Origin of the sequence: Sediminibacillus terrae (assembly GCF_009602435.1) — a bacterium.
In the GTDB taxonomy this organism is placed as follows: domain Bacteria; phylum Bacillota; class Bacilli; order Bacillales; family Amphibacillaceae; genus Sediminibacillus; species Sediminibacillus terrae.
This window is the reverse complement of the sequence record NZ_VZDQ01000029.1, coordinates 78045-92046: the sequence shown is the minus strand read 5'-3', so window position 1 is coordinate 92046 and position 14002 is coordinate 78045. Positions and strand designations below refer to the sequence as shown.

General features: G+C 39.9%; 16 protein-coding genes. 6 read left to right on the top strand and 10 right to left on the bottom strand.

Going from position 1 to position 14002, the window contains the following annotated elements:
- Positions 1 to 237: 237 nt before the first annotated feature.
- Positions 238 to 1200 carry a helix-turn-helix transcriptional regulator gene (locus tag F6X55_RS19735; protein WP_153465490.1) on the bottom strand — a complete coding sequence of 321 codons (963 nt, stop codon included), beginning with the start codon at positions 1198 to 1200 and terminating at the stop codon, positions 238 to 240.
- A gap of 108 nt (positions 1201 to 1308) precedes the next feature.
- On the opposite strand from F6X55_RS19735, the gene F6X55_RS19730 reads away from it, so the two are divergent.
- The gene (locus tag F6X55_RS19730; RefSeq protein WP_153465488.1) at positions 1309 to 1794 is read left to right on the top strand and encodes a GyrI-like domain-containing protein; all 486 of its coding nucleotides are present in this window, start codon (positions 1309 to 1311) and stop codon (positions 1792 to 1794) included.
- 354 nt (positions 1795 to 2148) lie between these two features.
- Complete coding sequence (locus F6X55_RS19725) at positions 2149 to 2583, top strand: hypothetical protein (RefSeq protein ID WP_074600494.1); 435 nt, start codon at positions 2149 to 2151, stop codon at positions 2581 to 2583.
- Between the two features lie 157 nt (positions 2584 to 2740).
- On the opposite strand, the gene F6X55_RS19720 is transcribed toward F6X55_RS19725, so the two are convergent.
- The 6 genes from F6X55_RS19720 to F6X55_RS19695 form a co-directional block, all read right to left on the bottom strand.
- Positions 2741 to 3226 (bottom strand): hypothetical protein, encoded by a 486-nt coding sequence (locus F6X55_RS19720; RefSeq protein WP_153465485.1) that lies wholly within the window; start codon positions 3224 to 3226, stop codon positions 2741 to 2743.
- Positions 3227 to 3519: 293 nt separating this feature from the next.
- The gene (locus tag F6X55_RS19715) at positions 3520 to 3705 is read right to left on the bottom strand and encodes a glycine zipper domain-containing protein (protein WP_026772459.1); all 186 of its coding nucleotides are present in this window, start codon (positions 3703 to 3705) and stop codon (positions 3520 to 3522) included.
- 3 nt (positions 3706 to 3708) lie between these two features.
- On the bottom strand, positions 3709 to 4047 hold the full coding sequence (locus F6X55_RS19710) for a VOC family protein (protein ID WP_153465482.1): 339 nt from the start codon (positions 4045 to 4047) through the stop codon (positions 3709 to 3711).
- A 237-nt stretch (positions 4048 to 4284) separates the two neighbouring features.
- Complete coding sequence (locus tag F6X55_RS19705) at positions 4285 to 4800, bottom strand: pyridoxamine 5'-phosphate oxidase family protein (RefSeq protein ID WP_153465480.1); 516 nt, start codon at positions 4798 to 4800, stop codon at positions 4285 to 4287.
- Positions 4801 to 5020: 220 nt separating this feature from the next.
- The gene (locus tag F6X55_RS20450; protein WP_153465478.1) at positions 5021 to 5236 is read right to left on the bottom strand and encodes a UPF0158 family protein; all 216 of its coding nucleotides are present in this window, start codon (positions 5234 to 5236) and stop codon (positions 5021 to 5023) included.
- A 37-nt stretch (positions 5237 to 5273) separates the two neighbouring features.
- On the bottom strand, positions 5274 to 6221 hold the full coding sequence (locus F6X55_RS19695; RefSeq protein WP_153465475.1) for an aldo/keto reductase: 948 nt from the start codon (positions 6219 to 6221) through the stop codon (positions 5274 to 5276).
- Positions 6222 to 6610: 389 nt separating this feature from the next.
- Here F6X55_RS19695 and F6X55_RS19690 point away from each other — a divergent pair, with 389 nt between their 5' ends.
- Positions 6611 to 7009, top strand: a complete 399-nt coding sequence (locus F6X55_RS19690; RefSeq protein WP_026569458.1) for a (deoxy)nucleoside triphosphate pyrophosphohydrolase — start codon at positions 6611 to 6613, stop codon at positions 7007 to 7009.
- 14 nt (positions 7010 to 7023) lie between these two features.
- Here the strand turns inward: F6X55_RS19690 and F6X55_RS19685 are convergent, their stop codons facing one another.
- Positions 7024 to 9837, bottom strand: a complete 2814-nt coding sequence (locus F6X55_RS19685; protein WP_153465473.1) for a DEAD/DEAH box helicase — start codon at positions 9835 to 9837, stop codon at positions 7024 to 7026.
- 117 nt (positions 9838 to 9954) lie between these two features.
- Entirely contained in the window at positions 9955 to 10248 is a 294-nt protein-coding gene (locus F6X55_RS19680) for a hypothetical protein (RefSeq protein WP_153465471.1), read from the bottom strand.
- A 170-nt stretch (positions 10249 to 10418) separates the two neighbouring features.
- On the opposite strand from F6X55_RS19680, the gene F6X55_RS19675 reads away from it, so the two are divergent.
- The 3 genes from F6X55_RS19675 (at position 10419) to F6X55_RS19665 (ending at position 12884) form a co-directional block, all read left to right on the top strand.
- Entirely contained in the window at positions 10419 to 11150 is a 732-nt protein-coding gene (locus F6X55_RS19675) for a DsbA family oxidoreductase (RefSeq protein ID WP_153465469.1), read from the top strand.
- A gap of 463 nt (positions 11151 to 11613) precedes the next feature.
- Complete coding sequence (locus F6X55_RS19670) at positions 11614 to 11859, top strand: glutaredoxin family protein (RefSeq protein ID WP_161993119.1); 246 nt, start codon at positions 11614 to 11616, stop codon at positions 11857 to 11859.
- Positions 11860 to 12086: 227 nt separating this feature from the next.
- Positions 12087 to 12884: a phospholipase A2 family protein gene (locus F6X55_RS19665; protein ID WP_153465465.1), complete on the top strand. Its 798-nt coding sequence runs from the start codon at positions 12087 to 12089 to the stop codon at positions 12882 to 12884.
- Positions 12885 to 12945: 61 nt separating this feature from the next.
- On the opposite strand, the gene F6X55_RS19660 is transcribed toward F6X55_RS19665, so the two are convergent.
- Entirely contained in the window at positions 12946 to 13959 is a 1014-nt protein-coding gene (locus tag F6X55_RS19660; protein WP_153465463.1) for a flagellar basal body-associated FliL family protein, read from the bottom strand.
- Between the last annotated feature and the right edge of the window lie 43 nt (positions 13960 to 14002).

Genomic DNA, 14002 nt, shown 5'->3' with positions numbered 1-14002 from the left:
AATAATAACTTTGCATGATCTCTTACCTGTTCCACAGACTTCCAATTATCTCTAAAATTATCATACTGACAACACCAGCAAATAAAAATAGCCTATTAACCGGCTTGGCTTGGGCAGTTTTCTTTTCTCCAGCTTTGTGGGATATCTTAAAGTAAATCCCAACTCATGTTCTGTACTCTTCTCGTTATCACCCTGCTCCCGCCTTTCGCAGGTCCAGTTGGTTTTAGCCAACCGATGTTATGGGCAATATAGCCTTAATCTTTCTTGCAAGGATTCCAACATTTCACCCGGCATTTCCCGGACTATGAAATCTTCCCCCAGGAAAAGCAGCCAGTTTGTTAATTCGGCAACTTCTTCTGGCTTTTCAACGGCGATAAATGTTTTTAGTACGGCGGTTGTTTGGTAAGGATCTGTATAGGAAAGGGAAACATGTAGTGGATGATATTTTTTGAACTGTGCAATTGCTTTGGGACCGAGTTCCAAGACAAGGTTAATCGCTTCTGTCTGCTCCCGTAATTTTTCTGCAATCTTTTGTTTACTTGTCCTACTTTCTATCGGACAAGGTTGGATATCGATAATATGGTCGACGTGGAAAATCCGCTTCGCCCCTTCCTTTAAATCATATCCTTCAATCAGCCACTGACTTTTTTCATGATAAAGGTGCAGTAGATAAACCGGGGAATACTTGGTGACGTTGTCTTCTTGAAAGATGAGGAATATATACCGATCCAAAAGCAGCGTTTGGAAGAGTGTTTCTACTATGGGATGTGGAAGGTCCGAAAGATCAAGCAAATCAGGGTTGTGTGGATTAGTCCCTTCAAAAAGCAGGATTTGATTCAAAAAAATAAGATCGTCTTGCTGGCTTTCCGAGATGAGACCGAGTAATTTTTCGGCGATAGACTGACGGCTTTTCAGATAAGGAAGTTGCTGATTTCGTGTGGCCATAAAGGCAATGAAAAGAGCCTTGACTTCGTCATCGGAAAAACGGACCTCGGGCAGGACTAAATTGTGCATAACAAAATAACCACCATCCCTTCCAACTTCGGAGACAAGCGGCATTCCCATGGCTTCAATTTCTCTGATATCTCTAATGGCAGTCGAGCGGGAAATGGTGAATTCCTGCATGATTTCAGAGATGGTAAAGTGGGCACGGTTATTGATATACCGCATAATGAGATTTATCCGTTCAACTTTTTTCATTGTGCCCTCCAAAAGGTGTCAGTTTTTGATACTATTTAACGTTATTATATACGTAACAAGTGATGCAGACAATTCACTTGAAAACTTAAGTAAAGGAAGGTTTTGAATATGGCAGATTATACTTTAGAAGAAAAAGACAGCTTTACGGTAATAGGATTAGGAACGGAGCTGAAGAGCGATTATAGAGACTTTGCTGGATTGAGCAAAGAAAAGGCGGATTTTTGGCAGGCCGCCAGCCAGGATGGAAGGCTGGACACACTAAAAGGCATTGCTGCAAATGATTACATTTTTGCCGTAAACGAAGCAGTGAACAACAAAATGATGCATTATGCCGGCGTCATAGCAAAGGAATCGGCATCTGTTCCTGAAGATGCCAGAGTCATCGAATTTCCTAAAGGAGAGTACCTGGTTGTCAAAGGAGAAGCAAAGACGGCTGACGAACTGAACAACAAGGTTTCCGGGGTTGCGTTTGGGCAAGTATTGCCGGAAGCAACAGAATTTGCCTATGTCGGGGGACCCAATACCACGGTTGAAATGGGCGAAAGAAACGGCTTCGTTTTCGGAGAAATGTGGATTCCTGTAGTCAGGAAATAAAAAGATAGAAATCGCAGTTAGTTCATACTGCCTAAGAAAATCAGGACAGTCTGACAAAGAACCGTTGAAAATGTCTTATTGTATCTGCTTCCAAACACACAGTAACGCTCTAGACGTATATATATGCACCCGTGGTTACTCTCATGCTCCAAACCCTAATGGAAGCATCTAACCTCGGGAAATGTGACAGATTTCCCGGAGGATTTCCTTGTACTTCATGGAAAGGATACTAATAAATTTTTTAAAGGATTGGTTGATTTTTAAGTAGTAAATCCCCTTTATATATTGTAAGACGATTTAAGTTGGCCAACGAAGTTTCTCTTACAATAATAAGCGAAAAAAGGGGATGTTGTTATGGGTCGCAGAACAGAATATATTAGAAATCTCACGCTGTCCCGTGATAATTTGTACAAGATTAAAAGGGCGCAATATGAAATCAGAATGCAAGGCTTCACTTATGTCGATGAGGGAAAACTTGTCAGTGGTCTAAACGCATTTGCAACCGTACTGTCGTTTGCCTTTATGTTGCCCACTCCTGTCACCTTGGCAGCTGGCGTAATTTCGGCTATGGGTAACATAGGAAATGACCGTGCTCTAGTTATTGAAGTTTGCCGAAATGGCGAAGATTATTTACAACAACTCGAATATTTCTTCGATGACAATCCACAATATGACCTTATCAGGGTTGATTTACCGTTCCTCGAATTTGTTGATGAAGGGTTTAGAATTGTTCAAGGAAACGGAATGGTCACGGCGGTTCATACAGATGGCGGTTGGATATTACTTTAATAATGTAAAAAGAAGCCAACCGATCTGAAGTATTACCGAGTCCCGCTTGTAGACGGTTTTAACCACTATAGTCCGTCTACAAGACGGGGCTTTTCTATTTCTGAAATGGAAAAAAGGTATCTGATTAAGGAGCACATCAAGCTCGTTATTTCCTGTTTTATTCCTCCTCATTACCAATCAATTCCATGATATAGTCATAATCAAATGTGGAATCAACAATTTTATAATATCCTTCTCCCTTGAACCCGGCTATTGAAGAACTAATATGAAGGACATCAGGGTCATCTATAAATAAGTCTGAAATAAATATTTCTCTTGATTGATCTAACTTTAGCATTCCTGTTATATAGCCCTCATTTTCTTTCTTAGCAAGCGCGTTTCGTGCATCCTTATCCTTTAACGGTTTTAACTTTAAATTGCCGAGATACTCCAAAATTAGATCACAAGTTTTCGGATCGTGGCTTTTGGCATTGACTTCTTCACCGTCAGAGAGATTTTGCGTAAGATGAAAGTCAACTGGGGTTTCCGTTGCATACTCGTCTATAGGATTGAACGGAATCATATAATAAATGAAATGCTGGTAAAGATATACGGACAGAAAAATGACACCTAACGCAAAGGCTAGATACTTTAGTCTTTTCATATTAATCACCAGTCCCTTTCATTCAATCGTGAATTTCCATCGAAGTCTGTCACAGGTAACACCTTCTTATCCCCAGAAGATTTACACTGCCACCATGAATAACATTAAAAGTAACAATCAATTTGGCAATGATTTTACCAAGCGGAAAAACAAGCTTATTTAACTTTCATATTTAGGTTAGATAAATAGAACAGTCGATGATAAAAGAATCACACTTAAGATATGTCCAAGATGTAGTCCTATATTCAATCTCTTCTCTTCAGCTGACTCCCCCGCTTACGAATAAGTATTATTTATTCTTTTTTAATCTTATTTGAATCAATTGCTGTTCCAACTGTTATTCCGAAAATCAAACCCATACCCGCTCCGATTGCTAGCTCATCAAATATTAGTAACCCTAGCACTGCTCCTAAAGGTAATCCTACACCAATTCCCACCCCTAGATAAGTATTCCCTGTAATTTTTTTATTTTTGCTCATCATTTACTCCCAAAAGCAAACCTGCAATTTATTTTCATCTAAATCATAAAAATCAAAAAAGGTATTGTCACCATCATTTTTTAATTCAGTTACTTCTACACCTTTTTCTTTTAAATTTCCATATGTATTCTTAATATGATTAGTGAAAAAAATAGGATAAGTTGAATTTTGGGAAGCTACATTGCCTTCTTCGATAGTCAAAGGAATTCCACTATTTCCAATCGTGAACACTTGATACCCTTCACCTTTATATGCTACTTTAAACCCTAACTTTTGATACCACATACTTGATTTTTCCACATTGCTAACTGTTAAACAAACAGTGTCTATCCTCTCAAACATGCAGGTACAACTCCTTTTCAAGTATTTAATTGTTACTTTCTATCATTGGGTAATCTATACCTTTATTTTTTGCCATTTTTATAAGTAAACTGCCGAATTTAGTTGTATATCATCGCAAAATAATCAGAAAGCTTTTTTCATGCTTACGTAAATATTTAGCCGTTATACAACTATCCAAATGAGCGACCTGTAAATCCATTAGAAAAAGCCATGGGGAAAACCCATGGCTTTTATTCTCTATCGCGTATTTTCATCAAAGTGTACGGTTTCTTTCAAATCATTGTCTTCTTCCATGGAATCTTTGTTGGTCATCTTTTTCACAAATTCTTTTACCGTCTTCATACTCTTGCCAGATTCCCAATATTCCGCGATAGTCGGGGTTACTTTGACCAACACGACGTTTGGATCCTCGGCGGAGGTGTTCAGCACTTTTCCGACGATTGGATTCCAAAAGTCTTTTTTCTTGTCCTCGTCCTGGACAAATTCAGCAGTACCGCTGATGGACACATAGGAACCATCTGCGTATGCCAGGTTGACTTCGGCGTTTTGGCTGATGTCGCGGTACTTGTCCGTATCTTTTTCGGTAAGGAACCATATTTCTTCTTCATCAAACTGGACTTCCTGCGTCTGCATCGGCCGGGACATCAATTTGCCATCCGGTGAAACCGTGGTCAGCATTGCAATCTTTTCGTCTTTGATCAAGTCTTTTATCTTTTTGAGCGTTTCCTGGTTTTCTGATGCATGATTTCCCATTTCGATTACCTCCTTCTGCTTTTGCTTAAATCAAGGGAGCATTGGTTTTTAACTTTCCACTTTTATCTTTACCCAGATTTAAACAAAGCTACTCTTACCCGGTGTATGGGAGAGGAGGATGTCACTTACCACCCTGCAGAAGTATTGGTTTCAGAAAATCGCTAAAAGCTTCATCCAGCTGTCAGGAAGTACCCATTTCGGTTGTTCAAGGTTTGGAAGCTCAGTCTATGTATTCAATATCGTGTTTTTCGCAGAACTCTTTTGCGATTTCCCTGTAGGCTTGATCCCGGAATTCAAACCATTCATTCCTGATGTCTAAGTCAATGATGGTATCCTTGAAACGACGGAATGCCCCTCTTCCTTTTATGACGGATAACAGCTTGCCCCGGGTATGCTCGGGTTGACGGTAACACGCGATGAAAAAAGGACCTTCCACAAACGCTGTGAAAGGTCCTCATCCTAGAATCGTTATCTTACATTTCCTGTTCCCACTCGGCTTTGACTTCCACACCGGTTTCTTTAGCCGCTGTTTCCAAACTCTTCACTTCCTGATCGGACAGTTCTACATCTGCTGCAGCAATGGCTCCATCGACATGGCTGGACTTTGTTACACCGATGATCGGCACCGTGCCTTTCGCGATTGCCCACGCCATGGCAATTTGCGCTGTATCAACCTGATGCTTCTCAGACGTGCTCTTCATTTTCTCTAATAGGGGGGTTAACTTTTTCAGTACATCGGGACTGAACGCTTTTCCTCTTCTCGTATCTGCTTTAAAAGGGTTCTGAGCAGTGTACTTGCCTGTCAACGCCCCCTGTTCAAGTACCATGTAGGAAAAGAACAACACATCATGCTGGTTGCACCAGTCGATAATCCCCGCGTCTTCTGAAGCACGGTAAAGCAAGCTGTAATGATTTTGCACAGCGGAAAGCTCCAGTCCTTCCTGTTCCAAAATCGAAGCAGCTTTCTTCACTTCTTCCAAGTTATGATTGGAGACACCTGCGTGCTTAATCTTACCGTTTTTCATTAGGGGGATCAGCTCCGCTGTCCACTTTTCGACATCGTTTGGATTGTGAATCCAGTAAATATCCGCATGGTCCACACCCAGTCGTTCGAAGCTGTCATTCAGGGTGTCTTCCATTGCTTCATGGGCACCAGGGGTGAATTTGGTGGATACCAACACATCTTCACGTTCCTTGATAAAGTTTCCTAAAATGGTTTCCGAAGCACCCATTCCATACACTGCCGCGGTGTCCCATAGATTAAAACCAGCATCCATGGCCGCATCAAAAACAGGTTTCAAATCTTCGCCTGAAAGATTATTTCCAAACACAGTGTCTCCGCCATTTACTCCATTTCCCCAGGACCAGGTACCCAAGGCTATTGGAGGTATCGTTTCGCCTTTTAGTTTTACGGATTTCATGTCATCCCGCCTTTTTACATAGTTTATACAAGTTTATTATTCCACGGAATGAGGGGAGTTAAAAGAGAGAGGCACTATGTATATCAAACCATAAAGATTAATCCTCTGTCATTGAACAACCTTCGATGTCTTATTAGTTCAAATATCTTTCAGGCAGCAATATTTTCAGTTAAGGTTGTTTTTCCTATCCTGCCTTTATACTTTATGATTCATAACCGAGATAATTCCCAAATTACACTACTCTATTCGTCAAGTAATATCATTTGTATGAAGAAAATTCTTGAGTTTTCCGTTTTAATGCTCATTACTATTTATTATGCATATTTTCATGTTTTCTATTTAAATAAGACTGATCAACCTATGGTAGAATTGTTTCTAGGAGGGATCGAATGAAAAAAACAGTAAAAGTAGTTGCTGCAATTATTGAAAATGAAAAGAATGAAATACTTTGTGCCTTACGCTCTCCATCCATGTCTATCCCAAACATGTGGGAGTTCCCAGGCGGTAAAGTGGAAGAAGGCGAAGATATTTACTCTGCTCTTGAAAGAGAAATTGATGAAGAAATGGATGGGAAAATTAAGGCAACTGAAGTATTTAACGAAAACATCCATGAATATGAAAAATTCACCATCCATCTAATCACCATAAAGTCTTCTATTACTGAAGGAGGATTAACTCCTAGTGAACACTCAAAGCTTATTTGGTTAAAGAGAGAAAATCTAGCTTCCTTAAAGTGGGCTCCTGCCGATATTCCAGCAGTTGAGCAATTAATAAAAGAGAAAGTATAGTCCTATAAAAGTGACTATACTTTCTCTGTAAACTCAGTATATAAAGTTGTGGGCACTTCATGTTCTAATTCAATCACTGTTTTTATTGGCTTTTCACCTTCATAATCTACTACGTTTCCTTTCCCAATATAGATATAAGGCTCAGTTTTGTTTTTTTCAATCTCCTTATATTTCCTCACGAATAAGTGAAGATGTATCCCTCTTTGTTTATTATGAATAATGTTCTTCCCTCTAACTGAGGTAGGAGTTGTATTGTTTGGTGATTCCCATTGAAAATACTTTTGATCCAAGAACATATCTTTGTATTTTATACTATCCTTAATACCTTCCTCTTTGTGGAGATCAATGAATAAGAAGAAATCATTTTCACTTACCAACAGTCCAGAACCACGAAAAGCACTATGCGTTTTCCGATAATTAGAAAGTAAGGCTGCATCCATCATTTGATACTGCTCATACAATTTGAAATGAGGAATGCCATAGTAGCTATCTTTATATTCACGTTCATAACGAAAAATTCCGTACTCAATCACATCTTGTATATATTCTTTATATTCTTCATTAAATAACAATTCATTAAACAAAGTAGTTTTCTGAAGTTTTTCATCCTTAGCAAGTACTAATTTTGGCTTACTTTTCCTTTGGACGCTGTCATAATAATTCTGATTTAAATATTCAAATGCATGACGAATACTATCTTCATCTACTAGCTTTACTATTTTCAATATCTCTTGTTTTGCTATATCAATTGTGATCTCTTCGTGATGAAGCAGATATTTAATAATGATAAACTCATAGACGCGTTTTAAAGGAAGCATACTTGACAATTCCTTTAAAGTATCCTCAAAGTCTTCATTCAATAACAGTGTCTTTAGTTTGCTATCTTTTTCGACTTTAGCAATAAACCGGAGATAAGTTTTTTCTTTTGCTATAAACTTTACTGGATCTGGGGCCCCATCATACTTCAAATAATCCAATAAGTAATAGGGGATGTGACCCTGATTTTGTTTTTTAAACTCAAAATATTCTTCTTTTAAGTATTTCATAGAGTGAAAGTTTTCTTTATCAATTTGAGCGAGTATGCGCTCTTGAGATATTTGATCCATCTGAATATGGGTAGCTCCAGGTATATTAGCAAAACCAGTCGAAATTGCTACTTTAAGGCTTTCTTTGTCATAATATCTACTACCATTAAGAGCCACTGCAATTAAAAAAGTCTTGCTATGGTTACCAATAAAATCTAAAACCGTTAAAAATTCTTTACCCTCGAATTTGCGTAAACCTCTTCCTAGTTGTTGAATAAATATGATCGGAGAATCTGTGGGTCTAAGCATTAAAACCAAGTTAACAGAAGGGATATCGACACCTTCATTAAATATGTCTACTGTAAAGATAAATTCTAATTCGTCCTCTGGATTCTCTAGCCTCTTAATATATTCCTCTCTTTTAGAAATGGTATCTTCTCCATTTAAGCTTACACTACTATATCCTCTTTTATTAAATTCATTCGCCATATAATCTGCATGGTTTTTACTAGCACAAAAACCAAGACATTTTCTCTTTTCTCCGTCGTTCCCGTAAAAATTTAGCTTTTCTATGATAAAATCAGTTCGCTCATTTACCTTAAGACGCTTGGTGATTTCATCAATATTATCAAGAGAAACACCACTAAGATCCACTTCTTCAATATCGGTAATTCCAAAATAATGAAAAGGAATTACTAATTCATCCTCTAATGCTTCATGTAGTCGTACTTCAAGTGCTACATTGTTACTAAACAACTCAAAAATATTACGGTTATCACTCCGTTCTGGTGTTGCTGTCATTCCTAAAGTGAATTTAGGAGTGAAATAATTTAGCACTCCTTGATACGTGTCAGCAGTAGCATGATGGGCTTCGTCAATAATTAAATAATCAAACGCTTGTCGGTCAAATTCTTGATAACAACGTGATATTGTTTGAATCGTTGCAAACACGTAATCACTGTCTTGTTGCTTATAGTTTCCCGTAAATAAGCCAAAAGATAATCCCTCATTTGGCAATAGTTTCTCAAATGTTTCCTTTGCTTTCTTTAAGATCTCTTCTCGATGAACGACAAACAATAAACGCTTTGGTTTAAAACTTTTAACATCAAACGCTGACATATAAGTTTTTCCTGTCCCTGTAGCCGCAATAACAAGTGCCTTATTTTCTCCATAAGAACGAAGTCGTTCTAGATTATCCATAGCTCGCTTTTGCATGCGATTGGGTGTTATATACTCTGGCTTCTCATAAATCATATGACTTATTTTAGGTACATTCGCTAAACTCCGAATAAACTCTTCATAGTTTTTAATAAACGAGGCATCTGCATTTTCACTTCTATCCCACAAACTATTAAACTCTTTTAATACACCATGAACGAAACTAGTTTCACGTTTAGAAATGATCTCTACATTCCATTCAATATTACTTTTAAGCGCACTTTGAGTAATATTGGACGAACCTATGATTACCTTATAACTATTTTTATATTCAAATATGTATGCTTTTGTGTGAAATCCAACCTCTTTTTCAGTTACAAAAACCTTTAAATCAATATTATTAAAAGTTTTAACTTTTTCCAATGCTTTGGCGTCTGTAAAATTAAGATATGTAGAGGTAAGGATTTTACCCTTTATTCCTCTTTTTTCCGCTTCTTTTAACGGATCCAACAACAACTGCAAACCACTATAGTTCACAAAAGCAACGCTAAAATAAAAACTCTCACAAGTTTCGATTGAGCCTATTAGTTCTTTTAATAGATTGCCTCTTTCTGAATTTACTACTAGCTTAGTATTTCCATCCATAAGTACATACTCCTAGCTTTTTCTTCATACTTTACCATGATTATACAATATTTGCTTATGTAATATATAATATTATAAAAAAAGCCAATTACTCCTTTAAAGTAATTGGCTCCCTTTCTAAGGCTGCACCTCATCCTCCACCGCACTCAAATTACTCAACGCCCTCTCCATCTGATGTTGCGTCTCTTCTACCCTTAGCTGGGCTTCAAACAATGGCTCGCTTGATGTTCCGCTTCCATTGATTGCTCTTCCCCGCGCATCTTGGATTTTCCCTTGTACTTCCCGCAGTTGATTTTGCAGTTGTTCAATCGCTTCCAAGTCGGCTCTGTTTTTCGCCTGGTTGGCGGCCTGTTCCAGTCTCTGAGACACTTCAAGCAGCTGCTGGATTTCATAATCATTTTGTATAGGCATTTGTTGACCCCCTCTGTATTTTCTACCTGTTAGCTTTTCCAAAATTTATTCCGCCTACTCCGTTTTTTCGCAATAAATTTCAGAATGAGCGGACCGTGAGCAGGATGATCAAGTTTTTTACAGTCCCTGTGCTACAATGACGTTAAACTAACCGAACAGAGGTGTTTCTTTTGAAAATAGAAGTATGGTCCGACTTTGTCTGTCCGTTTTGTTATATTGGCAAGCGGCGTTTAGAGATGGCGCTTGAACAGTTTCCGCATAAAGACGAGGTAGAGGTGGAATACAAGAGCTTCGAACTCGATCCCACTGCGCCTAAATATACCAATCAAAGCATTTACGAAGCATTGGCTGCTAAATTCCAGTCCAGTGAAGCGCAGGTGCGCGAAATGAACAAAGGGCTCATTGAACAGGCTGCTGAAATAGGCTTGACCTACAATTACGATGACATGAAACCGACGAACACTTTCGATGCGCATCGTCTGGCGAAGTTTGCCCGGACACTCGGCAAAGAAAAAGAGCTTACCGAAAACCTGCTGCACGCTTACTTTACCGACTCGAAGAATGTCGGAGATCCCGAGACCCTGGCTGACATTGCAGAAGCCACAGGGATGGACCGAAGTAAAGCATTGGAAGTATTGAACGATGAAGCTGCATTTGCGGATGAAGTGCGGACTGAAGAGAGAACCGCTCAGCAAATCGGAGCGACGGGTGTCCCTTTCTTTGTGGTGAGTAATAAATATTCCATTTCCGGTGCCCAGCCTTTAGAAACGTTTAAAGGGGCGCTTGAAAAGATTTGGGAAGAAGAAAATCCAAAGCCAAATCTCCAGGATTTGTCCCCTGATGGCGGGAACGGGGCGGTTTGCACGGATGACAGCTGTGCTGTTCCGACTGATAAGGATTAATCGATTATAAGAGTTAGAGCGCTTGGGATGATCCCAGGCGCTTTTTTTCATGGCAAGCAATTTTCCTCCATTTCCCTTCCCTTTTTTCCATCACAGGTTTACAAAATCCTCCTTGCCCTCTCTTTAATCATATAGGGAAGTTTCTTTCCCAGCTCCTGTCGCCAAACGCTTTCCAAGAAAGGATGATATTCAGTGGAGATGTGCGAAAAATTGTGTCACTGTTTCTTCGAAGCAAGATGCTGTCAATTGTATTATGCTCAGTGCATCGATGAGTCATGTTCAGAGGAGGAACGCGCATTCTTTCAGGACTTGGCTCTAAAGTCCGCTGACCAGGTGAACTCCATCAGCGAATATGCCAGTCAACAGTATGGGATGAAATTTCTGCCTTGATTCAAAAAAATGCAAAAACAAGTTGATTTCTGCTTCATCGCTTCCTCTTTAAATGATAGAAAGGAGGGAGTTCATGGCCGCTAAGCAGGAAATTGTCGTGTACACCAATCAGGGATGTGGATTTTGCGACCGGCTGGTCAGCTGGCTGCAGGAGAAAGAAATCGATTTTACAGAAAAGGATATTAAAAACGATGAACAGGCGTTTGATGAATTCATTCAATATGACGTGAGAGGCACCCCGTTTACGGTGATCCGTAGAAACGGGATTGACCATCACATCTTGGGATTCAACAAAAAGAAGCTGGAAGGTTTGTTGTAAAGGTATGCACATTGTTATAGCGGGATTATCATGAAAAGGTTTCTCTCGGATGGAGAAGCCTTTTTCTATTAAAAAATAGTCTCCGGCAGGTTGATAAATCATTCCTCTCCCTTTCTTTACCTACTAACACCGAAAAAAAGGAGGGAAATGACAAGGAGGCCCAGTTAATACCTCCAGAGGAACAAACGTTTTATCCGTATAAAAAAATCATCAAAGGAGTGTTTGGATTGTTATTCAAAGGACGAAAAGTTTCACCCAAATTGGTAAGAGAAGCGCTGTTGAATCAAGAACTCATCAACGAGATCAATAAGTTTGTCCCTGTACAGGAAAACTCCCTGGAAGAGACATCCGCAGTGGAAATTTTCATCACCACCAAGGAAGAGCAAGAGCAGCCGGTATCCGTTGACGAAGCAGATCTGAAGACTACTGCCGTATTCCTCAAACAAGGGAACAACCTCGGTGTGGAATTGACGCATTATCACAATCTGGAAACCGGCCGGGAAGATAGTGAAGCCCTGGTGTCCGTTGTAAATATCGAAGACAACAACATTATCAAGCGAAAGCTCATTTTCGAAAATGGTGCATTTGCCAGGGAGCATTTCGTGGATGCTAAAACGGCGCAAATCGAATTTGTGGCAGAAACGTTCCTATTGGAACAGGAGCAGGACGCTGGTTCGTTTACTACGCTCTCTTCCGATCCAGACGAATTCTGGGGTGTTCCATGTTTCGATATTTACCCGACAGCTGGAACGGAGTGTTGTCAATTTCGCTATAACGGACTGCCTTGGAATGAGCTGGTAACATACAATTATTGCGGCGCCGGATGTACAAAATCCTGGCTGGATCCTGTCAATCCGCTTGATGCGTGCTGCAAGGTACACGATTCGTGTTACAGCTCCCGAGGGTACGGCTCCTGTTACTGCGACTACCAATTGATTAGTTGTGCAGAAGGCACCGACGAGGCCGGCGGGTCGCGACTTATTTTTGCCTTTGAACAAAAAGTGAAATACGGTTTCTGTAACTAAAAAGCTTTATCCAGCCGGCAAAATAAACGCCCCGTGTCCATTGCAGGACACGGGGCGTTTTTTAGGATTCGTCGTCTTGATTTAGCTTATCGTCAGGCAGGTCCACTACTTCCGGCTCCCCTTCCTTCCAGGGACTTTGCTTATACAGAACATAGCTTGGCTCGCCCTTACCAAAATTCGCATCAATCATATAATACAAATCACCATTAGGTAACAAAGCCGGATTTCCTGTATGGCTTTCGTTCTCTGTGATTTGCGTTTTTTCTCCCTCGGAATCCCGGTAGTACAGTTCATATTTGTAGGTCCCCGGTCCATCCTTTCCCGGCATGGAATAAATGATGCCACCGTCCTGACGATTAACGGCCAGATCATAGACCTGTTCCGTTTCTGTTAAAATCGTTTCGGTATTTTCAGGGTTTTCAAAAGGGATTTTGATAATCGTATTACCCACTGAAACTAATGCACCGTCCTCTTCCTTCGTATATGCAAGACCCTTGATTTCCTTGTCATCCAGGCTGGTAAGCTGTTCTTCCGACAAATCGCTCAAATCAAGCCGGTATGCCTGAAAGTCACTGCTGACTTTTCCGGTGATTCCTCCCATATCTTCGAAAGCATTTGCCCGATAATACAGCAGGCTGTCATCCGTTGAACCGGCTTTCACTTCCATGACAATCGAACTGCTTTGGAGTAATTCGGTTTCTTTCTTTGTTTCCAAATGATAACTGTAAATATGGCTTAACAGTGTTCGGCTGGAAATAATATCATTGGTCGCATAATATAAAGTTTCCCCGTCGGCACTGAAATCGATCGATGCAACCGGTTCGTCAACAGATAGAACGGTCGATTTCTGATTTGATTCGGGATTAGATAGATGGATTTCATTGTTTCCCTCTTCATCATAAGTCACATATGCTGTCTGCCCTTCCCCGGTGACACTGTATGCTTGTTTCAAAGGAGGCTGTTTTGCCGCTTCGTCCTCTTTGTTTTCGTCCTTCGAAACATACCAGGACAATCCTGCCATGATGCCGAGCAGCAGCACGATACTGACAATGATGATCATCCAGCGTTTTTTCATAAAAAATCCTCCTTGCCCCTTGATGTATGGTTGTTCTTATGTT